Annotated in this window: 30 protein-coding genes; 15 read left to right on the top strand and 15 right to left on the bottom strand. The window is 63.5% G+C overall.

Features of this window, described 5'->3' with window-relative positions; genetic code table 11:
- Positions 1-56: 56 nt before the first annotated feature.
- Positions 57-755 (bottom strand): helicase DnaB, encoded by a 699-nt coding sequence (locus tag KBY75_RS09345; protein ID WP_255023751.1) that lies wholly within the window; start codon positions 753-755, stop codon positions 57-59.
- 308 nt (positions 756-1063) lie between these two features.
- Between KBY75_RS09345 and KBY75_RS09340 the strand changes: the two genes are divergently transcribed.
- From KBY75_RS09340 to KBY75_RS09330, 3 genes are all read left to right on the top strand, one after another.
- The gene (locus KBY75_RS09340; protein WP_255023712.1) at positions 1064-2659 is read left to right on the top strand and encodes a glucose-6-phosphate isomerase; all 1596 of its coding nucleotides are present in this window, start codon (positions 1064-1066) and stop codon (positions 2657-2659) included.
- A 14-nt stretch (positions 2660-2673) separates the two neighbouring features.
- Complete coding sequence (recQ, locus tag KBY75_RS09335) at positions 2674-4515, top strand: DNA helicase RecQ (RefSeq protein WP_255023711.1); 1842 nt, start codon at positions 2674-2676, stop codon at positions 4513-4515.
- A 64-nt stretch (positions 4516-4579) separates the two neighbouring features.
- Entirely contained in the window at positions 4580-4723 is a 144-nt protein-coding gene (locus tag KBY75_RS09330) for a chlorophyll a/b-binding protein (RefSeq protein WP_255023710.1), read from the top strand.
- A 27-nt stretch (positions 4724-4750) separates the two neighbouring features.
- Here KBY75_RS09330 and KBY75_RS09325 read toward each other — a convergent pair whose 3' ends face one another.
- A complete protein-coding gene (locus KBY75_RS09325) occupies positions 4751-5284 on the bottom strand; it encodes a TerB family tellurite resistance protein (RefSeq protein ID WP_255023709.1) in 534 nt (177 codons plus the stop codon).
- Positions 5285-5415: 131 nt separating this feature from the next.
- On the opposite strand from KBY75_RS09325, the gene KBY75_RS09320 reads away from it, so the two are divergent.
- From KBY75_RS09320 to KBY75_RS09305, 4 genes are all read left to right on the top strand, one after another.
- The gene (locus KBY75_RS09320) at positions 5416-5604 is read left to right on the top strand and encodes a hypothetical protein (protein ID WP_254936280.1); all 189 of its coding nucleotides are present in this window, start codon (positions 5416-5418) and stop codon (positions 5602-5604) included.
- Entirely contained in the window at positions 5586-5801 is a 216-nt protein-coding gene (locus tag KBY75_RS09315; RefSeq protein ID WP_106501664.1) for a Nif11-like leader peptide family natural product precursor, read from the top strand. Before KBY75_RS09320 ends, KBY75_RS09315 begins: the two co-directional genes overlap by 19 nt.
- A 61-nt stretch (positions 5802-5862) precedes the next feature.
- Positions 5863-6573 carry a hypothetical protein gene (locus KBY75_RS09310; RefSeq protein WP_255023708.1) on the top strand — a complete coding sequence of 237 codons (711 nt, stop codon included), beginning with the start codon at positions 5863-5865 and terminating at the stop codon, positions 6571-6573.
- Between the two features lie 5 nt (positions 6574-6578).
- Positions 6579-7457: a GNAT family N-acetyltransferase gene (locus KBY75_RS09305; RefSeq protein ID WP_255023707.1), complete on the top strand. Its 879-nt coding sequence runs from the start codon at positions 6579-6581 to the stop codon at positions 7455-7457.
- Here KBY75_RS09305 and KBY75_RS09300 read toward each other — a convergent pair.
- Complete coding sequence (locus KBY75_RS09300; protein WP_254936277.1) at positions 7427-7795, bottom strand: hypothetical protein; 369 nt, start codon at positions 7793-7795, stop codon at positions 7427-7429. The genes KBY75_RS09305 and KBY75_RS09300 overlap by 31 nt on opposite strands.
- 7 nt (positions 7796-7802) lie before the next feature.
- Between KBY75_RS09300 and KBY75_RS09295 the strand changes: the two genes are divergently transcribed.
- Entirely contained in the window at positions 7803-8315 is a 513-nt protein-coding gene (locus tag KBY75_RS09295) for a tryptophan-rich sensory protein (RefSeq protein ID WP_255023706.1), read from the top strand.
- A 10-nt stretch (positions 8316-8325) separates the two neighbouring features.
- Here KBY75_RS09295 and KBY75_RS09290 read toward each other — a convergent pair whose 3' ends face one another.
- Genes KBY75_RS09290 through KBY75_RS09280 form a run of 3 tightly spaced genes read right to left on the bottom strand, consistent with a single transcriptional unit; the run spans position 8326 to position 10054 of the window.
- Positions 8326-8904: a rhomboid family intramembrane serine protease gene (locus tag KBY75_RS09290; protein WP_255023705.1), complete on the bottom strand. Its 579-nt coding sequence runs from the start codon at positions 8902-8904 to the stop codon at positions 8326-8328.
- The gene (locus tag KBY75_RS09285) at positions 8901-9467 is read right to left on the bottom strand and encodes a hypothetical protein (protein WP_254936274.1); all 567 of its coding nucleotides are present in this window, start codon (positions 9465-9467) and stop codon (positions 8901-8903) included. The genes KBY75_RS09290 and KBY75_RS09285 overlap by 4 nt, the downstream gene beginning before the upstream one ends.
- Complete coding sequence (locus KBY75_RS09280; RefSeq protein WP_255023704.1) at positions 9464-10054, bottom strand: PCC domain-containing protein; 591 nt, start codon at positions 10052-10054, stop codon at positions 9464-9466. The genes KBY75_RS09285 and KBY75_RS09280 overlap by 4 nt, the downstream gene beginning before the upstream one ends.
- A gap of 64 nt (positions 10055-10118) precedes the next feature.
- Here KBY75_RS09280 and KBY75_RS09275 point away from each other — a divergent pair, with 64 nt between their 5' ends.
- Positions 10119-10955 carry a PfkB family carbohydrate kinase gene (locus KBY75_RS09275; protein ID WP_255023703.1) on the top strand — a complete coding sequence of 279 codons (837 nt, stop codon included), beginning with the start codon at positions 10119-10121 and terminating at the stop codon, positions 10953-10955.
- On the opposite strand, the gene KBY75_RS09270 is transcribed toward KBY75_RS09275, so the two are convergent.
- Together KBY75_RS09270 and KBY75_RS09265 are read right to left on the bottom strand one after the other, a co-directional pair.
- The gene (locus KBY75_RS09270; RefSeq protein ID WP_254936271.1) at positions 10948-11361 is read right to left on the bottom strand and encodes a VOC family protein; all 414 of its coding nucleotides are present in this window, start codon (positions 11359-11361) and stop codon (positions 10948-10950) included. The genes KBY75_RS09275 and KBY75_RS09270 overlap by 8 nt on opposite strands.
- A gap of 5 nt (positions 11362-11366) precedes the next feature.
- The gene (locus KBY75_RS09265; RefSeq protein ID WP_255023702.1) at positions 11367-11954 is read right to left on the bottom strand and encodes a PAP/fibrillin family protein; all 588 of its coding nucleotides are present in this window, start codon (positions 11952-11954) and stop codon (positions 11367-11369) included.
- Positions 11955-12012: 58 nt separating this feature from the next.
- Between KBY75_RS09265 and KBY75_RS09260 the strand changes: the two genes are divergently transcribed.
- On the top strand, positions 12013-12156 hold the full coding sequence (locus KBY75_RS09260; RefSeq protein ID WP_106501671.1) for a high light inducible protein: 144 nt from the start codon (positions 12013-12015) through the stop codon (positions 12154-12156).
- Positions 12157-12393: 237 nt separating this feature from the next.
- Here KBY75_RS09260 and KBY75_RS09255 read toward each other — a convergent pair whose 3' ends face one another.
- Positions 12394-13551 carry a fatty acid desaturase gene (locus KBY75_RS09255; RefSeq protein ID WP_254936269.1) on the bottom strand — a complete coding sequence of 386 codons (1158 nt, stop codon included), beginning with the start codon at positions 13549-13551 and terminating at the stop codon, positions 12394-12396.
- Between the two features lie 141 nt (positions 13552-13692).
- Here KBY75_RS09255 and KBY75_RS09250 point away from each other — a divergent pair, with 141 nt between their 5' ends.
- Positions 13693-14550, top strand: coding sequence for an ion transporter (locus KBY75_RS09250; RefSeq protein ID WP_255023701.1), 858 nt, complete (start codon positions 13693-13695; stop codon positions 14548-14550).
- A gap of 12 nt (positions 14551-14562) precedes the next feature.
- Here the strand turns inward: KBY75_RS09250 and KBY75_RS09245 are convergent, their stop codons facing one another.
- The 5 genes from KBY75_RS09245 to KBY75_RS09225 form a co-directional block, all read right to left on the bottom strand.
- Positions 14563-15315, bottom strand: a complete 753-nt coding sequence (locus KBY75_RS09245; RefSeq protein ID WP_255023700.1) for an SIMPL domain-containing protein — start codon at positions 15313-15315, stop codon at positions 14563-14565.
- Positions 15316-15418: 103 nt separating this feature from the next.
- The gene (locus tag KBY75_RS09240; protein ID WP_255023699.1) at positions 15419-15622 is read right to left on the bottom strand and encodes a hypothetical protein; all 204 of its coding nucleotides are present in this window, start codon (positions 15620-15622) and stop codon (positions 15419-15421) included.
- A gap of 4 nt (positions 15623-15626) precedes the next feature.
- Entirely contained in the window at positions 15627-15926 is a 300-nt protein-coding gene (locus KBY75_RS09235; RefSeq protein WP_255023698.1) for a hypothetical protein, read from the bottom strand.
- 4 nt (positions 15927-15930) lie between these two features.
- Positions 15931-17190: a VWA domain-containing protein gene (locus KBY75_RS09230; protein ID WP_255023697.1), complete on the bottom strand. Its 1260-nt coding sequence runs from the start codon at positions 17188-17190 to the stop codon at positions 15931-15933.
- A 36-nt stretch (positions 17191-17226) separates the two neighbouring features.
- On the bottom strand, positions 17227-17853 hold the full coding sequence (locus KBY75_RS09225) for a MerR family transcriptional regulator (RefSeq protein ID WP_255023696.1): 627 nt from the start codon (positions 17851-17853) through the stop codon (positions 17227-17229).
- Between the two features lie 94 nt (positions 17854-17947).
- Between KBY75_RS09225 and KBY75_RS09220 the strand changes: the two genes are divergently transcribed.
- The 4 genes from KBY75_RS09220 to KBY75_RS09205 all read left to right on the top strand — a co-directional run bounded on the left by KBY75_RS09220 (position 17948) and on the right by KBY75_RS09205 (position 19805).
- The gene (locus KBY75_RS09220; protein WP_255023695.1) at positions 17948-18235 is read left to right on the top strand and encodes a hypothetical protein; all 288 of its coding nucleotides are present in this window, start codon (positions 17948-17950) and stop codon (positions 18233-18235) included.
- 27 nt (positions 18236-18262) lie between these two features.
- Complete coding sequence (locus KBY75_RS09215) at positions 18263-18901, top strand: HD domain-containing protein (protein ID WP_255023694.1); 639 nt, start codon at positions 18263-18265, stop codon at positions 18899-18901.
- Between the two features lie 116 nt (positions 18902-19017).
- The gene (locus KBY75_RS09210) at positions 19018-19257 is read left to right on the top strand and encodes a hypothetical protein (RefSeq protein ID WP_255023693.1); all 240 of its coding nucleotides are present in this window, start codon (positions 19018-19020) and stop codon (positions 19255-19257) included.
- A gap of 395 nt (positions 19258-19652) precedes the next feature.
- Complete coding sequence (locus KBY75_RS09205) at positions 19653-19805, top strand: hypothetical protein (RefSeq protein ID WP_255023755.1); 153 nt, start codon at positions 19653-19655, stop codon at positions 19803-19805.
- Between the two features lie 130 nt (positions 19806-19935).
- Here KBY75_RS09205 and KBY75_RS09200 read toward each other — a convergent pair whose 3' ends face one another.
- Positions 19936-20064, bottom strand: a complete 129-nt coding sequence (locus tag KBY75_RS09200) for a hypothetical protein (RefSeq protein WP_255023692.1) — start codon at positions 20062-20064, stop codon at positions 19936-19938.
- Positions 20065-20257 lie beyond the last annotated feature (193 nt).

The raw sequence follows: 20257 nt of genomic DNA, 5'->3' as shown, positions 1-20257 counted from the left end.
AAATCAGTGAATTCTTGATTTAATCAATGAACTGTTGATCAAATCACTGAACCTGATCAAATAAGTGGTGCTGGGGCCTGCTTGCGGGTGGCGTACAGCAGGGCATGGAGTTCGGGATCCTGCATGGTGCGCAGGATGCGGCGGGGGTAGTCGAGCTTGCCGTTGTGGAGGTAGGCCAGGGTGGCTAGGGCCTTGGCGTCACGGGGGTTGCCGCTGGCCTGTAGGGGCCGTTGGGGCAGCTCGAGGGCGCGGCTGATGCGGGCGAATTTGCCCACCAGCAGCACCACGTTGCGTTCGGGATCGAGCAGCTGGTTGCGGGCCTCGGTGATTTCGGCTTCGGAGGCATTGGGCGGCAGCAGGCCCTGGTGCACCATTTCGCCCAGGCTTAGCTGGGCGGGGCCATGGGTGCTGAATAAGCCGGAATGGGCCGCCAGGGGCAGATCTTCGCCCGGTTTGGCGTGCCGCATTTCGTCAAACAACACTGCCGTCACCAATACGGGATTGATCCTCTGGCGTCGGGATTCGGCCAGGATCAGGGGACGAAGCTCGACCAAGCGCCCCAGGGTGTGGCTGCGCAACGGCTCTAGTTGGTCGATACCACTGGTGAATAACTGGGCCAGGCGGGGCTGGGGTCCGTGGACACCAAAGCGGCGCTGCAGCTCCTTCAGTTCGTCTGGTGAAAATTGCAGCGGATCTGCAAGTTGCCCCGAGCCAGCAGCGGAGCTGATGCTGCCGCTGAGACCGGGATCAAGCAGCAGCAGGGGCGTTTTTGGACCGTTAAGGAGCGGGCTGCTTGCAACAGCCAGCAGGGCTGCTGCAAGGCCGCTGAAACGCCGGACCCCTACCAGCCGCTTGCCTAGGGCAAGCCAGCGCGGGTAGCTGGTGGGGTTAGGCACAAGCACTCGTTAATTATGGATTGATATTACGGAATTTTTCTGGGTTAGACCCCTGACGACGGAACGGTCTTCCGTCCGTCCCTTGGGCTGGAGCTGGTACTAGTGCTGGTGCTGGGGCGTGGTCAGATCTAAGTTCTGGCGACGAGAGCGGCTTGAGCCGCAAGCCCATGCTTGCCAACTTTGATGGCTCCAATGCCGAGATCCAATGGCAGCGCTTTTGCGACTTGCTTTGGTATGAAAGCGATCTTGGTATTTGGCTCGATGTGAGTCGCATGGCGATCGGCCAGGCCGATCTCGATGCCTTGGCTCCCCGATTCGACCTGGCCTTTGCGGCGATGGCGGCCCTAGAGGGTGGTGCGATTGCCAACCAGGATGAACAGCGCCAGGTTGGCCACTACTGGCTGCGCACCCCAGAGCTGGCACCAGACGCCGCCACCACCGCGCACATCAACGCCGAGGTGGAGCGGATTGAGACCTTTGGCCGCGAAGTTCTCGACGGCAGCCTCTCTGCTCCAAACGGTCAGCCGTTCACCGACGTGCTTTGGATCGGTATTGGCGGTTCCGGCCTCGGCCCGCTGCTGATGGTGCGCGCCCTGCAGGAAGAGGGTCAGGGTCTCCCCTTCCACTTCTTCGACAACGTTGACCCCGCCGGGATGAGTCGCACCTTGGCGGCCCTAGACGGCCGCCTAGCCACCACCTTGGTGGTGGTGGTGAGCAAGTCGGGCGGCACCCCTGAGCCCCATATCGGCATGGAGCAAGCCCAGGCCCGGCTGGAGGCCCGGGGCGGGCAGTGGGCCGCCCAAGCTGTGGCGGTCACCATGCTCGATAGCAAGCTCGATCAGGTGGCCGTGGCCGGTCAGTGGTTGCGCCGCTTTGACATGTTTGATTGGGTGGGCGGCCGCACCAGCATCACCAGTGCCGTTGGCCTGCTGCCGGCGGCCTTGGTGGGTGCCGATCTGCGCGGCTTTCTGGCCGGCGCCGCCCGAATGGACGCCCTGACCCGGGTGTCAGATCTGCTCCAAAACCCGGCTGCCTTGATGGCTGCAGCGTGGTTTGTGGCTGGCCATGGCCAGGGCAAGCGCGACATGGTTGTGCTCCCCTATCGCGATCGGCTGGAGGTGTTCAGCCGCTATCTCCAGCAGTTGGTGATGGAGAGTCTCGGTAAGAAGCACGACCGCGGCGGCGAGGTGGTGCACCAGGGCATTGCCGTTTACGGCAACAAGGGCTCGACCGACCAGCACGCCTACGTGCAGCAGCTGCGCGATGGCATCGACAACTTCTTTGTGACCTTCATCGAGGCACTGGAAGAGCCCAGCGATATCCCGCCCATCGGTGATGAGATCCCTGGCGACTTCCTCGATGGCTTCCTGCAGGGCACCCGTTCGGCCCTGATGGAAGGTGGCCGCCAGAGCCTCTCGATCACCCTGCGCCGCTTTGATGCCACAGCTCTCGGTGCCCTGATCGCCCTGTTCGAGCGCGCCGTCGGCCTCTACGCCGAACTGGTAAACGTCAACGCCTACGACCAGCCGGGGGTGGAGGCCGGCAAAAAGGCAGCAGCCCTGATCCTGGCTCTGCAGGAGCGGCTCGAAGCCCTCCTCAGCGATGGCCAGGAGCGCAGTTTGCAGGAGTTGCAGCTGGCCTTGGGTACGGACAGCCCAGAGAGCCTTTTCTGGATCCTGCGCCACCTCTGCGCCAATCCCCGCGGCTATCAGGTGACTGGTGACTGGGGTTCTCCGGCGGCGATGAAGTTCGCCAAGGTCTGAGCAGGGAAATCCCCATGCCAGAGCCCGTTGCGGCGAGCCCTGCCTCTCCCGGGCAGGTGCTGCGCGAGGTTTTTGGCTACGGCGCATTTCGCGGGCCCCAGCAGGAGATTGTTGAGCATGTGGTGGCTGGTGGCTCGGCCCTGGTGCTGATGCCCACCGGTGGGGGCAAATCGCTTTGCTACCAGATCCCGGCCCTCTGCCGAGCGGGAACGGCGGTGGTGATTTCGCCCCTGATCGCCCTGATGCAAGACCAGGTTGAGGGGCTGCGTCAGGCGGGGGTGCGGGCTGCGGCGCTGCACTCGGGCTGTAGCGCTGAGGAAACCGCCAACACCTGGCGCCTGCTGCGGGCGGGCCAACTGGATTTGGTCTATTTGTCTCCCGAGCGCTTGCTAGCGGGGGACACCCTCGAGCGGCTTGCTTCCCTACCCCTGGCCCTGTTTGCCGTTGATGAGGCCCACTGCGTTTCCCAGTGGGGGCATGACTTCCGCCCGGAATACCTGCAGCTTTCGGTGCTGGCCCAGCGATTTCCCGCCGTGCCGCGGCTGGCACTCACCGCTACGGCCGATCCCCGCACCCGAGACGAGATCCGCGCCCGGTTGCAGTTGGAGCAGGGGCGAGTGTTTCTGGCCAGCTTTGATCGCCCCAACATCCGCTATTTGCTGCGCGACAAGGACGACGTCCGCCGCCAATTGCTTGAGCTGCTCGCCGATCACCGCGGCGCCTCAGGAATTGTGTATGCCCGCTCCCGCAACCGGGTGGATGGCTTCTGCCGCGACCTGCAGGCAGCGGGATATGACGCGGTTGCCTATCACGCCGGATTGGATGGGGCGGTGCGCAGCGCCGCTCTGGAGCGCTTCCGCCGCGAAAGCGGCGTGGTGGTGGTTGCCACGATCGCTTTTGGCATGGGCATCGACAAGCCGGATGTGCGCTTTGTGGCCCACGTGGACTTGCCCAAAAGCCTGGAGGCCTACTACCAGGAAACCGGCCGCGCCGGCCGGGATGGCCTGCCGGCCCTGGCCTGGATGGTGCATGGCGGCGGCGATGTGCCCCAGCTGCGCCGCTTCATCGACGACTCCGACGCGGAGCAGCAGCAAAAACGGGTTGAGCACGGCAAGCTCGATGCCCTGATTGGCTTCACCGAGGCGAGCGGCTGCCGCCGTCAGGTGTTGCTCAGCCACTTTGGCGAGGCCCTGCCCGAGCCCTGTGGCAATTGCGATCTCTGCCTTGAGCCAGATACGGCCGTCGATGCCACCGAGTCGGTGCGCAAGGCCCTATCGGCTGTATACCGCACCGGCAGCCGCTTTGGTGCCTCCCATTTGGTGGATGTGCTGCTGGGGGCAGATACGGCCCGAATTCGCGAGCTCGGCCACCAGCAGCTGGGTGTGTATGGCATTGGCAAGGAGCTTGATCGCGGCCAGTGGCGCAGCCTGTTTCGCCAGCTGGTGGCCCAGGGGTTGCTGCAGGCCGACTCCGAGCGCTTTGGGGCTTTGGGATTCGGCGAGGACGGGCGGCTCAAGCCGTTGCTGCGGGGTGAGGCTCAACTGCTGCTGCGACTGCCGCCAGCGAAGCGAGAGCGCCGCCGCCAGCCTGGGGTGAGCCCGGCTCCTGCTGCGGCAGAGTTGAACCCTGATGAGGCGCCCGTGTTGCAGGCGCTGAAGGATTGGCGCCGCGAGCAAGCGCGGCAGCAGGGAGTGCCGCCCTACGTGGTGTTTCACGACCGCACCCTGGTGGAGGTGGTGACCCGCCGGCCCCGCTCCTTGGAGGAACTGGCCGGGATCGGCGGTGTGGGCCAAGCCAAGCTCGATCGCTATGGCTTGGCTCTGCTGGCGAGCTTGGATGCTGCGCTTTTGCAATAGGGGATACAAACGCCAGCTTCATGAGGCGTTACAGTGAATTCACGTTTCCTTAAGGATTCCTTTCATGGCTGACTCCACTTCCCGCTTTGGCTTCGTTGCCTTCGCTGAAACCTGGAATGGCCGTCTGGCCATGCTCGGTTTCGTGATCGGTTTGGGCACCGAGCTGCTTACTGGCCAGGGCATCCTGGGCCAGCTCGGTCTGGGCTGAATCCCGATCGGGCCTGAGCAGCTGGCTTCATAGCCACTGCATGCCCGGGGTTTCCAGCATTTCTTGGCTGGGCCAGGCACCGAGACCGGCAAAGGCTGCCCCTAGGGCAGCCCATACCCCTTTGCCGCTGGACAGCTCCTGTTCAGCGGCCCATTCGGCTTCAGTCACTTCAGATTCGCTCAGGCCAAGGGCTTCCACCAGCTGCCGGTACAGGGCTTTTTCTGCCGGGTTGATCGGCGAACTGTCCTGAGGACGTTGGCCCACTTTGGCCATCATGTAGCTGAGCTTCAGGGCTAGAGCCCGGTCTTCCTCGCTAGTAAGCCTTGGAACTACTTCCGCCAGCACGGAGGAGTCGACTGTCCAGGCAGCCAGCTGACGCGCAGCTTCCTGGTTTGCCCCTGAGCCATCTCCACAGGGGAAGTACTTGGCCACGAGTTTTTCGAGCAGCCGCTTTTCGTCTGCGGAAACATCGCCATCGGCCCAGGCCACGCAGCAAACCACCCTGAGTAGGTCAAGCTGACGGTCTCGCTGCGAGCTACGGGGCCCAGTTTCAAGGGTCATGGCGCAGGAGATGGCTTTTGCGCCATTTTGACCAGGCTTTGGCATGTTTCAGCGGAAATCACCCCCAGATGGGGGCATACAAGGGCAGCAATCCAGATGATGATGAATTGAACACAGAACGGAGGTGGGCCATGGTCCACACCACCCAAGTTTTGACTACTTGCTGCCTGGGACGCACCTGCCTCAAATGGCAGCCCGATGGCGAGCTCACCGCCCTTGATCTGCAGCTAGTGCTCGAGCGGCTGGCCCAGGTCGACGAAGATGTGGTCTCCATCCTGGATCGCACTGTCGACGAGATCCCATGTCCCTCGATCAGCTGAAGGCCTTCCTGGGCAAGGTTCAGGATGACCAGTCGCTCCGGCAGGCCGTGCAAGCCGCGGCTACTGCTGATGACGTGGCCAAGATCGGGGCTGGCTTGGGCTTTGAATTTTCTGGCGACGAGCTGCTGCGGCTTTCAGGCAAAAAAGTAGGTCGGGTAACGGTTACCAAGCAGGACCTGCCCGGGGAATACAACTAGCTGCCGTGCTGTGGGCTTCGTTCGCGGTTAGACCATCTCTAGGGAATGCAGTAGCAACACCATGGGCAAGCGGGCAGAACTGATCACGGCGATTGGCTTAGGGCTCGTCGTAGCAGCTGCGGGCAGCTTCAGCGCTCTGGCCCGCCCCATGGGCGGCGGTGGCTTTGGCGGTGCGGGCTCCGGTGCGGGGGTGCGTCCAGGAGCTGGCTGGGGTGCTCCTGGCGCCGGAGTAAGACCGGGCGCTGGTGTGGGAGCACCCGGAGTAGGGGCGCCCGGAGTAGGTGCACCCGGAGCGGGAGCTCGCCCTGGTGTGGGTTGGGGTGCTCCTGGCGCTGGTCTCACCCGCGCGCCAGGGGCCTCTGCCTGGAATCCGGCCTGGGGCCGCCAAGGCGGTTACTGGTCGTCGCGCACCTGGAGCACCGGCTGGTACCGGCCCTATCCAGCGGCCTGGCCCTGGTGGGGAGCCAGTTCGGTGGCCTGGGGAGTGGGCAGCTTGGCCACGGCTGCTGCAATCACTAGTGCTGTCGACGCAGCTGCGTATCAGCAGTCAACCGTGATCGTGGTGCCCCAAACCAGCCTGCAGCTCGACTACGGCTCGGTAAAGGCCCTGCCACCTAATCGAGTTCAGTTTGCCTACGGCGTTGCCGGTATGCCCCTGATGACAGCAACCAGCGATTGCAAGCAGGGGCTGATCAATGGCATGGCACCGACCACGGCTGACCAGGCCCAGGTGCTCAATGCCAGCTGCCACATCGCCTACGGCTCTAACTGAGCGGGGTGGCCCCATCCCTTTTGCGGATTCGGGCCCTGGAGAAGGGCGATCTCGCCGACGTCATCGCCTGGGCCCGCGCTGAACACTTCGCGCCGGGCCAGGGAGACGTAGCCATCTACCGCCATACCGACCGCCAGGGGCTTTGGGTTGGTTGCCTCAACGGTCGTCCGATCGGCTGTATCGCAGGGGTCCGTTACAACGCCGAATACGGCTTCATCGGCATGTTTCTGGTGCAACCAGAGCACCGGGGTCAGGGATTTGGCCGTCAGCTTTGGCAGCGTGCCCTGCAGCATCTGGAGGGCCTTACTTGCATCGGCATTGAGGCCGCCCCCGATCGCATCGGTGACTACGCCAGCTGGGGGTTTGCGCCGGCGTCGCCAACCCAGCGCTGGCAGCGGATCAGTGACGGCAACATCCCGCCAGCCGCCACTCCAGAGGGCCTGAGCCTGCTTGAGGGGAGTGCCATCCCCGACAGGGCCGTGCAGGCCTATGACGCCCAGCGGGAGCTCAGTCCCCGGCCCCACTTCCTTGCCGATTGGCTGCACCATCCCGCCGGCACGGTGCTGGCCCTGATCGGCCCGGATGGCTCCTGCCACGGCTTTGGCCGGATCCGGCCCTGCCTGCTGCATCGAGGCGAGGGTTGGCGGATCGGGCCGCTGCTGGCCGACACGCCTGCCCTGGCGGCCCAGCTTCTCAACGCCCTGATGGCCCGCCATGCCGGCGTGGTGTTAATCGATGCCCCTGCCGCCAATCCGGAGGCAGGGACCCTGCTGCTGCAGTTGGGCTTTGCGGTGGTCGCCGAGACGCTGAGAATGTATCGGGGCAGCCTGCCGGCGGTTCCCCTGGGCGATGTCTACGGGTTGGCCTGCCTGGAGCTGGGCTGAGCGCGGCGGGCGGCGAGGCCAGCCTCTGTTGCAGTCACAACAGCCAGCAGCAGCAGGCCGCCTAGCCCGATCAGTTGATTTTGCTGCACCAAATCGGGCATCAACACCCCGTCTACGTTTTGGCCCAATACGCCTCCCGCCACAAACCAGGCCGTTGCCAGGCCTGAGCTGATCCAGTAAGCCCGCCAGCGGCGTTGATAGATGTATCCCGTACCTAAACCAGGCACCAGGTTGAGCACTACAGCCACCCAGCCACTGGAGGCGGCAAGGATTTCTTCTTGGTTGACTTTCTGGCTGGGTTCTTGGCTGGCTTGATCTGGATTGCTGGTTGGGGTCATGTTTTGCGTGGCCTGGTTTGCTGCATCAGGGGCGTTGAACCTGCAGGCTGGGGTGCCGCTGATTCTTTTTGCAGTGCTCGCCGCCCTGGTGATTCTGTTGGTGATTGTGGTGGTGGCGTGGAGCCTTAATCCAAGCCGGCAGGATTTTGCCTGGTTTATCCGGCTGCGCCGCCCCCGCTGGCTGGTGTTTGAGGGCTTGATTCCCGTGATTTGGTTGCTGATCTACGCCTGCTTCTACATCTCGGCTTGGCTCACCTGGCAGGCCAGCTGGAGCGGCCTGTGGATGGCGGCTTTCCTGGTGCAGCTGGTATTGGTGCAGAGCTACACGCTTGTGATCTGCCGTAGCCGCAGCCTGGGTAGGGGCACGGTCATTGGCTTTGCTGGCTTGGTGTGGGGCATTGCCCTCACCCTGGCTGTGGCTAGCGAGAGCACGCTGGCGGCTGCTTTGCTGCTGCCTTACTTGCTCTGGAGTCCGGTGGGCACCTGGGTTACCTGGCAGATGCGTCAGCTAAATCGCTAGCCCTGGTCACCTATGGCGACTCACGAGCCACGGCCAAGGCCGCCAGCAGGCCGCCGCCAAAACCGCTGAGGTGGCCGATCCAGCTCACCCCTGGCGGTGAAAAAATCGGCAGCAGGCTGGGCAGCACCCCCGCATAGGTGACCAGGGCCAGCACCGACAGGAGCAAGGAGAGGGGCCGCTTCTCCAGCCAGCCGATCAGCAGCAGGTAGCCCAGCAGCCCATACACGACCCCGGAGAGTCCGTGACTGCCGTTGGGCCAGAGCAGCCATACGGGAATAGCCGTGGCATAAACCCCCAACCAAACGGCCAGATAGTCGCGGCGGCCGCGCAGCAATACCAGCCAGGAGAGGGGCAGAAAGGTGAGCGAATTGGCCAGGAGATGGCCAAAACCGCTATGGCTGAAGGGAGCTGTCAGCACCCCGATAAATGAACCCCCGGGCGTCATCGGCAGGTTCCAGTTGCCACCGAAAACAAGCTGGTCCACCAGCTCCTGCAGCCAGGGGATCAGCAAGATCAGCGGCGGAATCAGCAGATTGAAACCGGCTCGGGCGATCCAGCGATCCAGACGTTGGGGTAGAGATTCGCTCATGGCTCGCACTTGAAGCTGCAGCGCAGCATGGCAAGGGCTTCATCAGGCAGGCCCAGCAGGCGGTCCAGCCAGGGGTCGCCGCACGGCGGCACACTCGCCACCCCCACCAGCAGGGCCGTGCCATCGGCGCTTAGGGGCTGGCCCATGGCCCGGTGGCGTTGCCCCTGCGCTGCGCCCGTGCTCAGCAGGGTGTCGATCAGCAGGTCGGGGGCGCGGTAGAGCCCAGCAATGCGGAAACGAAAGCGGGCCCGGAAGTGCAGTTGCACAGCACCAGTTGCTGAATCGATGCTGCCCGCCAGCTGCTCAGGAGCGATGGCGATCTCCAGTCCCGGGGGCAGGGGCAGCCCCAGCACCCGAGTGGTGCGCCAGTTGAGCGGCGGAATCAACAGGGTTGAGGGCTCGAAGCTCACGGTTCGCGGGCCGTCAGCTGGGCCTGGGCCGAGCTCGCCGGTTCCGCCGCCGCCGCTGGCGTCGTAGCTGAAGTGGGGATAGGCGCCGATGGCCAGGCCACAACCCTTACTGGTGCCTAGCTGCAGCTTGGCAACCCCTAACTCAGGACTCACAGGCTGCGCAGCACGTCTAATTCGCCGCGGCTGTGCAGTTCGGCCAGTTCGTTGTAGCCACCAATTGGAACGCCATCGATGTAGAGCTGGGGCACCGGTCCCGTCTCGTTGGGTTCGATTTCCACGAAGGCAATGTCCAGGGTCCGCAGCATGCGCAGGGCCCGGCGCGAAAAGGGGCAATCCGGCCGGCCGGCGATTTCAACCCGCGGTTCGCTTCTGGCTGATGCAATAGGCGCTGCACTCTGCGCTGCGCTCGTGCCGGAGCTGAGTAGGCCCACCAGCAGGTCGGCGCCGCGCAGCACCAGGGTGCCGTGCTCGAGGTGGCCGCCCCACACCTGGCAGCTGGCATCGGAGAAGCTCAAGTGCAGGTGCACCCCATCCGGGCTGATCGTGCCCTGCAGGGTGATGATCTCGAGCTCACCAGCCAAAACTGTGGGTGCGCTTTTGCCGGGGCAGGCAAAGGCGGCTTGGGAGAGGTTGCCCACCACACTCAGCACAAATCCGCCGGCGTTGTGCTCAAGGGCCAGCTGCTCCAGGCTGCGGCGCACATCACTGCCGGCTTCGAGGTGCAGCGGCACGGCATGCATGGCAGATACAGAAATATGGGCGCAAGGCTACGCCGGCCCATGCTGGTGGGGTTGCCCTGTTGCCATGGCCCCGGATTCCGCCCTCGCTGCGCTCAACCTGGCGGTGGTGGGTCATGTGGAGTGGGTGAGCTTTGTGGCCGTGGAGCAGCTGCCAGTCGCTGGCTCGATCGACCGGGCCACTGCCTTTCTGGAGGAACCCGCCGGTGGTGGGGCGGTGGTGGCGGTGCAGCTGGCCCGTCTCAGTGGCAAGCGGGTGCGGTTTTTCACCTCCCTGGGCCGGGACGCCACCGGCGAGCGCTCAGCGGAGCGGCTCACTGAGCTGGGGCTTGATCTGGAGGTGGCCTGGCGGGATGCCCCAACCCGCCGGGGCGTGAGCTTTGTGGATCGGGCCGGTGACCGCAGCATCACCGTGATCGGCGAGCGACTGGCCCCGTTGGCTAGGGATCCACTCCCCTGGGCTGATCTGGCTGGCTGCGATGGCGTCTTTGTGACCGCGGCCGACGCGGCAGCCCTGCAGCACTGCCGCCGGGCCCGGCTGCTCGGCGCCACGCCACGGGTTGGCTTGCCGCTCTTGGAGGCCAGCGGGGTGAGCTGCGATGCCTTGATCGGCAGCGCCCTTGATCCTGGTGAGCAGGTGCCTGCTGGCGCTCTATCGCGCCCCCCGCGACTGCGAATCGCCACCGAAGGGGCTGCTGGTGGCTGGAGCGAACCCGGCGGGCGCTTCGCTGCCCAGGCTCTGGTGGCACCGCCGGTCGACAGTTATGGCTGCGGCGACAGCTTTGCAGCCGGGGTGCTGGCGGGACTGGCGGCTGGTTGGAGCGCAGCCGCAGCAATAGGCCTGGGCGCCCGCTGCGGCGCTGAGTGCGCCGTTGCTTTTGGTCCCTACGCCCGCCCTAATTGACCTGGTTCTGCACCAGCAGCAGCAGCCTGTTTGCCTCCGGATCCAGCAGCCAGGCCTCCACTCCGAAGGCCTCCTGGCGCGGACCGTCCAGTAGCGAGGCGCCCAGCCCAATGGCGCTCGCCAGCCAGACCTGCAGCAGCTCCATGGCAGCTTCGTGGTCGTTGCCGGCAGGCACGCTGCGCTGCAGGCACGTTGCTAGCCGGCCTGGTTGTTTGGCTTGGGGCCGGCTTTGGGATGGGGCATAGATCTCCAGGAAGCCACCGGCGGGCCAGGGCACCCGCCAATGGCTGGCACCAAACCCCTGCAGGGGCTCTACCGCGAGCAAATCGGCGTAAAACCTTGCTAGCGCTGAGGGATTATCTGCAGCCAGCACCAGAGAGCTGCTCAGGTTTGGGGTGTCTTGCACCGTTATTATTGATCTTCAAAAAAGTCTGCAACGGCAAGATCGGGGCGGCGCAGCAGGGCAAAAATTGTGCCGGCGTTGCCACGGCACAGCCTCAGCTCTTGGCTGAGCACGGTGATGTCGAGCCAGGCTGAAAAGCTTTGCTGCACCGCACGTTGCAGCTGCAAGCGTGAGTTGCCAAGCCGGGGACCGCGCCAGCCACCCCGCTGGAAGCGCACCTGCACGCGCTGCTGGGGAGTTGGGCTGTTATCGCCCGGGCTTGATTCGAGCTGGATGCTGGCCTCGACAGCTATGCCACCCAGGCTGGCCAGCTGCCCTGGCGGCCTCAACAGATTCAGGGCTCGCCCCCGCGATGGAGCCAGTATCTGCAGGTTTTCCAGCCATGGCACAGCCTGGAGATAGGGCTGGCTGCTGCTGCTCCAGCGCAATTCCCAAACCCCCTCCAGCAGTTCGAGGGCACCTGGGGCGGCGAGATCTACCGGTGAGGTGCGCTCGAGCTCGAGGATCAGCTCCCGTACCCGCGGCCCCTGGCGTTGGGCTTCTCCCCTGGCGCCATGACGCAACAGGGCCAGCAGCTCTTCTCTTGCTTTCAACATCTGGGCCGGCCGGCGTCTTTACAGTCAGTTATAGTTGTTGAAACAATCCTCAACACAAATGACTGAATCCACTCCCCGCTTTGGATTTGTTGCCTTCGCCGAAACCTGGAATGGCCGCCTAGCCATGATGGGTTTCGTGATTGGCCTTGGCACCGAGCTGCTTACGGGCCAAAGCATCGCAGCACAACTGGGCCTGGGCTGATCGCGATGGGCACTGATTACACCACTGCTATTGCCGTCGTAATCGCATTAGTTGTCGTGCTTACGGGGATGACCACCTACGTATTGAGTCGCCCCAGCGACTTGGCTTCTAAATCTTGATTGTCTTTGCCTCTTGATAATCCGGCTCCTGGTAACCTCTGGCTAATTCTCCAGAATTTCAGCTTCCAAAATAAAAGCCCGAAGCTTATGCTCCGGGCTTTTTCCATGGAATAGCTAGCTAGTTAGCTGGCATGGAATGGTAGTAGAAACCACCATTGACTCCGGTTTGGCTGACTACGGTGCAGCGAGTTGCAACCCGCCACAAGGCGCGATGAATAGGAGTTGGGTCGTAGCGAACTAGCTCGGGAAAACGCTGCTTGAGCAAGGCGCTGGCCCGCCAAGCGTTGTAGTGAGGAATTTTCGGGTTGATGTGATGGCACACATGGGTTGAGCCGATGCCGTGATGCAGCAGGTTCAGCAGGGGGCCATAGGGACGATCAACCGTCTGTAGAGCACCTTTTGCCCAATTCCAGTCGCTTGTTGAGAAGTGGGGAATATCGGTATCGGTGTGCTGCAGCCAGGTGTACCCAACCAACCAAGCGTTGATAACCAGATAGGGCAGCCCGTACACCAGCAGCACCCTCGTCAGAGAGAAGTGGATAGAGGCCCATACCAGGGCCGCCACCATCGCCAGCAGGCCGAGGTTGGAGATCACCATCAGGCGACGGCAGGAGTCGGGAAATAGCTGGCGCCCACCGTTGCGGAAGGGTGCAGCCGTAGTGAAATGGGAGGTGGGGCTGCCGTACTCCTCGCCGCCGGCAACACCAAACATCAGATACAGGGGCCAGCCCAGCACCAAGTGGGTAAACAGGGAGGCCACGCCGTAGAAGCCCTGGCCAAGCTGGCGTTTTGCTCCGGCCACGAAGCGTCCAGCGCTGGAATCGGAGCGGGGGGGCACATGGGTTTCACCAGCCTCGAGGTGGTTGCAGTTGGCGTGGTGCACCGCATGGCTGCGCTGCCAGCTGAAGTAGGGCACAAGCAGCAAGCTGTGCAGCACAAATCCCACCACAGCTTCGACGCGTGGGTTGGGATGGAAGGCACGGTGACCGCACTCATGGGCAATTACCCAGCAACCTCCCGCCACTGTTCCTGTGACCAGGGCGTACAGCAGCCAGAGGGGCGCAGCGCTGAGCTGCAAGGGGATCAGGGTTCCCACGCCATAGGCCAAAACAGATAGGCCTAGGGACATGGCCAGACTTCCCCAGGCTTTAACCGGGTTGATCTGGGTTAGCTCAGATGGCAGGCAGGCAAGCAGCTCAGCTTTGCTGGGATAGGTGGCTGCTGGCGTGGCGACCTGCGCGGTGGCGAGGGACGGCAGGGAAACAGGTGGAGTCAATGAAGCTGCCGCAGGACAAGGGGGAATGGAAGTGGCCACAAAGGCCCCCGCAAACGATAGGTATCAGCACCCTGCAGCGGCGCCGCTGCAGGCACATTCTTCTCTCCTTATGGTTCAGCTTGTTTCAAGCGCATTAGGGAAATGACTGGCTCAGAGCTCCGCCAGCGAGTTTGGGAGCTCCTGGATGTCAGCGAGGACCCGCAAAGCGGGGTGGCCGATTGGGATTGGGTCGACGTTTTCCTGCTCGCGCTGATCCTTCTAAATGTGCTTGCGGTGATACTGGAGACTGTCAACAGCCTGCAGCTGCGTTTCAGCACGGCTTTTTGGGCATTTGAGGCATTTTCGGTAGCGGTATTTAGCGTCGAATACGCAGCGAGGATTTGGTCTTGTACGGCTGATCCACGTTACCGGCAGCCGCTTGTTGGCCGGCTGCGCTACGTGAGTAGCTTCTTTGGCGTGGTCGATTTTTTAGCCATTTTGCCGTTCTACATCACGCTCGTAGTACCTGCCTCTGCTTTAGATCTGCGGATACTCCGAGTCCTCCGGCTACTGAGATTCGCACGGGTGCTGAAGTTGGGCCGCTATTCGGATTCCATCGGTCGCATGAAGCGTGTGATCGGTGCACGGCGCGGTGATCTTGGCGTGGCACTCGCAGCTGTTGTGGTCATCCTCGTGCTTGCTTCGAGTGCTATTTACTACGTTGAGTCTGATAGCCAGCCAGAGGTATTTACGAGTATTCCTGCGGCGATGTGGTGGGGGATTTCAGCGCTTACGACTGTTGGCTACGGTGACATGGCTCCAGTTACACCGTTTGGCAAATTCCTGGGCGGTATAATTCAGCTACTAGGGATTGCTATCTTTGCACTACCGGCTGGCATTATTGCGGCTGGCTATGAAGAAGAAACCCGGCGTGGCAGGACTGAAAAGGGGATTTGTAGCTCCTGCGGGCGCCCATTCGGCCTCGAGAGTGAGCCTGACCAATGCATAGATAGCGAGTGAGTTTTACCAGGTTCATTCAACCCTGAAGGTCACTGCCATCACAGCAGTGATGTCCTTCTCAATTGTGCGGGTGTCGTAGGAGCCGCTGTCACTGGTCTCCGTTGAGTTGGGGGAGGTAATCTGGAACGAACCGGTGTCGGCGTTGGTGATCGCACCGATGCCAGCGCCGGCCTGCCAGGCTATGGCCCGCGCCCGTGCCCGGGCGTCCTTAGTGGCCTTGGCGAGCATGTCGACCCGCTTCTCCGCAAGCTTGGTGTAGGTGTAAGCCGGCTCGTTGATCGTCAGAGGCACGCCCTTGCCGATCAACTGCCCAATCTGACCAGAGATCTTGTAGATCTTGGCGACGTTCCAGCTGCCGATCAGCACCGCTTGGGTGGTGGTCCAGGTGGTGGAGCGCAGCTCCCCGGTGCGGGGATCGCGCACTTCCTCTTTTTGCGATTTGACCGAGTCGAGCTCCATCTCATCGGCCTCGATGCCCTGGGCCTTGAGGAAGGCCACGGTTTGTTCCACTGCAGGCTGGAGCCCTTGGTAAGAAGCTTGCTGGCTGCCCCCGCTCTGGGAGACCTCCACCGACCAGTCGACGTAGTCGGATGTAATTCGCTCGGTGCTTGCTCCAGTAACTGTGATGGTGTCGTTGGCAGTGCGGATGCCCCTCACCAGTACGCCACTGGCGCTGGTGAGCCCGAGTCCAAGCACTGCCATAGCAAATACCAGGGTTGGCGTCCGCTTGAGAAAATTCCAGCTGCTCAGCGCCCAACTCTGCATTTTCACTCGTCTTGGAAGCAGCTGGATTCACCCTATTGAGCAGTTGCTTGCCTGTCTCTAAGCTGTTGCGAATAACGGCTTTTTTATCTAACCCCAGTCGTTGTCAGTCGAAGGGAAATTCGTAGACAAGGTTGAGGCCATGGCGCTCGGCGGTGGCACGGTCACGGGAGATGTTGGCCTCACATTCCAGCCGGAACTCCTCTTGCGTCAAGGTTTCACCCGCTGCAGGAGGGCCTGACTTGCTCAGCGCTCGTGTGTGAATGCGGCGCTGCTCCTCCATCGAGATCCGCTCGTGATCTTCTGGCATCGGTTCACTCCAGCTCCCCTGCGGCCACCTTCTCGCGGATGCGGCGCAGAAATTCCCTCGCCACGGGAGTTTCACCCTCGGAGCAATAGTTGTAGCGGTCCTTGCGAGAAGCAAAGAACAGGGCGCAGCGCAGCTCTGTGAGGGTGGTGGCGCTGTTGTCGTTATAGAGAGCCGCGCAGTGTTCAAAGCTCCCTGCCACCTCGTAACCATTGATCGTGTGAGCGAACATCTCCCACTTGCGCAGGTCGCCATCGGGATCGGGAATGCGCGCGAGTTGCAGTTGACGGTTGGTGAGTGCTTGCATCGGTTCAGTCCTGCTGGGTGTTGGTGCCGCCGTCCCAGACGTTCAGGCTGCTGCGCAGCACGTCTTGGCGTAAGCGTTTGCGGCTGAGGTTGCGGTCGCTGGCGAGCAACTGGCGTTGTTCGGCAAGGCGCTGGCGCTCGTGGCTGATGCTGCTGCTCTGGGGCATGGCGGCCAGCTCGATATCGATTGACTGCAGGCTGGCTAAGGCGGCACCTTGATCACCACGATCGAGGGCATCGATGACGCTGCGGCGGTCGCGGCTGGCCTGCAGCAGGGCCAGCTGTTCAGCCACCTCCAGATCCACCTCCAGCTCGCCGAGTTCAGCAACGCTCAGCACCGGCAGGATCAGCTGCTGGCGCAGCTCCTGGCGGCCGCTCACGCCGGGGGCATCCCACGCCAGGCGGATGCCGGTGATCGGCTGGTTGGGCGTCCAGGCGGGCAGCTGCAGGCGCAGACCCACCTGCAGGGTCTGGCCCTGGCGCAGGTTGGGCAGCTGCAGATTGCCGGCGCTGGTGACGGTGAGGTCGTTGATCACGTCAACCAACTCGGCGCCGTGCTGGAGGCGGATGCCGATGCTCACCCGGCGTCCACTCGTGGTCGCCAGACCCTGCAGCTCGCTGGCGTAGAGGTCGGCCAGCTGGGCGGGGCTTTCGATCTGGGCCAAGGTGCCGTCACCGGCTGCGGCGATGGCGCCCATGAGGTCTTCATCGAAACCAGCCCCCAGGCCAAAGGCGCTGGTGCTGATGCCGCGCTGATTCAGGCCAGCCACCTTCTCGGCGATGGCGGCGGCGTCCGTTAGGCCCTCATTGGCCTGGCCATCGGAGAGCAGCAGCACCCGATTGAGGGCCGCAGCATCGAGGTGTTCCGCCACCTGCAAGGCACCTGCCAGCCAGCCATCGAAGAGCGCTGTAGTGCTGCCGGCCTCGATCGTGTTGATCGCCTGCAGGAATGGCAAAGCCGAATCAACCGGTCTGGAGGGAACGACGATCTGCACCTCGTCATCGAAGGTGACGATGGCGAGTCGGTCGCGGGCGGTGAGTTCAGCGGCGAGGCTGCGTGCGGCCTTGCGGGCATAGCTGAGCTTCTCGCCGGCCATGGAGCCGGAGCGATCGATCACGAGCGCCAGATTTAGCGGCGGCCGCTGGGGCGTCTGCAGATCTGGGGGCCGCTGTGGTGGCTCGATGCTGATCAACAGATCGAGGGTCGTGGACGCATCGCCCGCAACAGCGGGCCGCAGCGGGCGGATGGTGATCGTGGGTTGCATAGGAATTACGGGGTAACGATTCAGGGGGGTAGAGATTCAGGAGAGGTCGTCGAGGTGGTCGCGGAGGCGATCGAGCAGGCGCTGCAGCCAGGCCTCACGGCGGCTGCCAGGTGGCGGCAGCGAGGCGCTGTCACTGAGGTGCAGCTCCACACCGGGTGCCAGGGCGAGGCGATGCCAGCGGCTGGTAGTGCGGCCACCACCGCGCGGCGTCAGGCGCCGGCTGGGCGCCTCGAACGGTGCCGACTGGCAGATCGGAGCGCCAAGCATCTCCAGCAGATCCAGATCCGGAGAGCTCTGGAGGGGGGGCGCGCTTTGCAGCTCCTGGAGATAGTCGAGGGCGGCATTGGTGGCCGGCGGCTCTTCCAGCTGGGTGAGCTGGCGCTCCAGTTCGCTGTTGCCAGCGGCCAGCAGCGGCGCAATGGCCGTGAGGCTCAGGCCGCGCCGGGCGAGGGAGCGCACCAGCAGCAGCTGCAGCAGCTGACGCTGCCCGTAAACCGCGCGGCGGCCGTCCTTGCCCGGGCGATCAATCAGCCCCTCGGTGGCATAGAGACGCACAGTGCGCGGTGTGACCTCCTCACCGAGGCGCTCGCTGGCAAGTGCCAGCAGCTCCTCCAGCCCGAAAGCCCGAAGAGCGACAGCAGCAGCAGCGGGCAGGTCAGCCATACGGCAAACGTATACGGTTGCAGTGCAGCTGTCAACGTAGTGACAGATTGCTGGCCACTGGGGCATGCTGAACGAGCTGTCTTGATCTGCCCTGTTGGCTGTGGCCCGCCTGCTGCTGCTGGGGATCGGTGTGGCGCTGGGCGTGGCGCTCTGGCCGCTGGTGCTGCCGCTACTCGCCTTGCTGGTGCTTGCTGCAGTCCTATCTCGTGGTGGCGCCAAGCCCCGACCTCAGTCCACCGCCCCTCAGGCACCGGCCGTCAGCCCCCCTCCCGCAGGCCCGGTGTTGGATCCGCAGATACGGGCTCAGGCCCTGGCGCAGGTGGAACGGATCAACATCGAGGTGCAGCGCGAACGACTCGAACGCGTGTTTGACCAGCGCTGATTACGTTGAATCCCCAGCTGGGAACCCATGCCGATCACCCCCCGCTACGGCGACGCTCTGGCCTGGGCGGATGAACTGCATCGCGACCAGCGGCGCAAGGGCAAAGCCGTGCCCTACATCTCCCACCTGATCGCCGTCAGTGGCCTGGTGTGGGAAGACGGCGGCACGGAGGATCAGGCGATTGCCGGCCTGCTGCACGACGCGATCGAAGACGCCGGCCAAAGCCACATCTCAATCGCCGAACGCTTTGGCGGGGCGGTGGCCGACATCGTGCGTGACTGCACTGATACCAGCGAGGAGGCACCAGCAGGCGAGAAGGAGCCGTGGCTGCTCCGCAAGACCCGCTACCTCGGCGCCTTGGCGCACAAACCGGATGCATCGCTGTTGGTGACCGCCGCCGATAAGGCACACAACGCCCGCGACATGGTTCTCGATGCCCGCCGCGATCAGGAGATGTGGGTGAAATTCAATGCCGGGTTGGAGGGCTCAGCCTGGTATCTGCTGCGGATGCATCAGCAGCTCAGCCATCGCCTGCCCCAGAGCCGCTCCACTGAACTTTTGGGGGAAGCGGTGCGCGAGATCCTGGCTAGTGCGCCTTTCCAGCGGATCTTGCCCGAGGGCATGGCAGCAGCCGTATGGGCAGCCAGCTACGCCGAGCGTCAGTAGGACGGTCCAACTGAGCCGCTCGTGCCAATGCATGCCCGCCAGGTCAATGCATTGGATGCATGAAGTTGCGGCCCAGCGCACTGGCAGGGCAGCCTGAGTTGCACGCAGGAGTGTCGATGCAAACGCCCTGGCGCTGGCTGCCGCTTGCACTCCCCGTGGCCAGCGCATCGGCCCTGGCTCAGCAGCCGGCGCAGCCCCTCCCGAAAGTGGGCGGTTGCCCGCTCGGCTACTACAGCTCTGGGGGCTACTGCGTGCCGAGCGCCAGCGGCAACACCCGCGGCGCCATCGAGAAAGCGGGGAGCAGCTGCCCGCCGGGGTTCTACTCATCTGGCAACTACTGCGTAAAAAGCCGCTGAACCATGGGCTTCCGTTTCCGCCGCTCCACCCGCATGGGCCCGCTGCGCTTCAACTACCGCTTCGCGGGCCTGCGGCTACAGCAAGGGTGGGCTTAGCTCGATCTCAGTGGGCGGGCTAGGTGCCTCGTTCAACATCCCCGTCGCCCGGAGTGGTGGTGCGCGCACCACGGTGGGAGTGCCGGGCACGGGCCTGAGCTGGAGCGTGGAGCACGCGCCGGATCGTCCAGCCGTGATCCCAGCGGGGAGAGCAGAAGGGCTGCTCAACAGCCGCCGGCTGTGGCCCGGTCAGCTTGATGCCCCTAAGCCGCAGTTGTTGGAGGTGCTGCGCCAGGAGCTGTTTGCACCCAGCTCCACTGGGGAGCAGCTGTGGGAGCACGGCCTGGTGAGCCGCCTGCTTGCTGCTGGCTCTGATCGAAACGCCGGAGGCGATGGAGGCATATGTACTGCGGGCCCAGGGGCAGGACGATGCCAATCGCCGCGCCCACCGCTGCATCGAGGCGGTACAGGAAGGCTCTCGCCTGGCCACTGGGCGTGGCTGGCTCTCCTAACCAGGCAATGCAGGCCCAACGTTTCGGGCTTAGTTTTGTTCACCCCTATCTGGTGTACAAGAGCTGCATCGTGTTCCGCAGTCAATCTGCGTGGGGGCTATGGCTGCCCAGACGGCTGACCCCAGATGGATCAAGCAAACAGTTCATGTTCTCTGACCAGGCTCAAGACCTGACCTTCCAGTAGCTGCAACTGCTCAAGCTGCATAAACAGCTCAACGGGAATCACAAGAGCCGTGCGCCGGTGGATGTGATTCACCATCACCAGCTCCACAGCGAGGTACTGCGAGTTGATTTCCTCTAGCCCTTCCGCAGTAGTGGCGGCTGGGCTGGAGAAGTCGTGTGGTGAGCTGATGGCTTACGACGCCTGTTGATAGAGCTCCTCCAGCCGCTCCCGGCTGAAGTCGACGTAGAGGACCTCGTCACCGGGCTCGGGAGCCTCGGGATGGCGCCTT

It is taken from the genome of Cyanobium sp. T1G-Tous (assembly GCF_024345455.1).
GTDB lineage: Bacteria > Cyanobacteriota > Cyanobacteriia > PCC-6307 > Cyanobiaceae > Cyanobium_A.
Note: the sequence above shows the minus strand (reverse complement) of the source record. Positions and strands in the feature narration are given on the sequence as shown.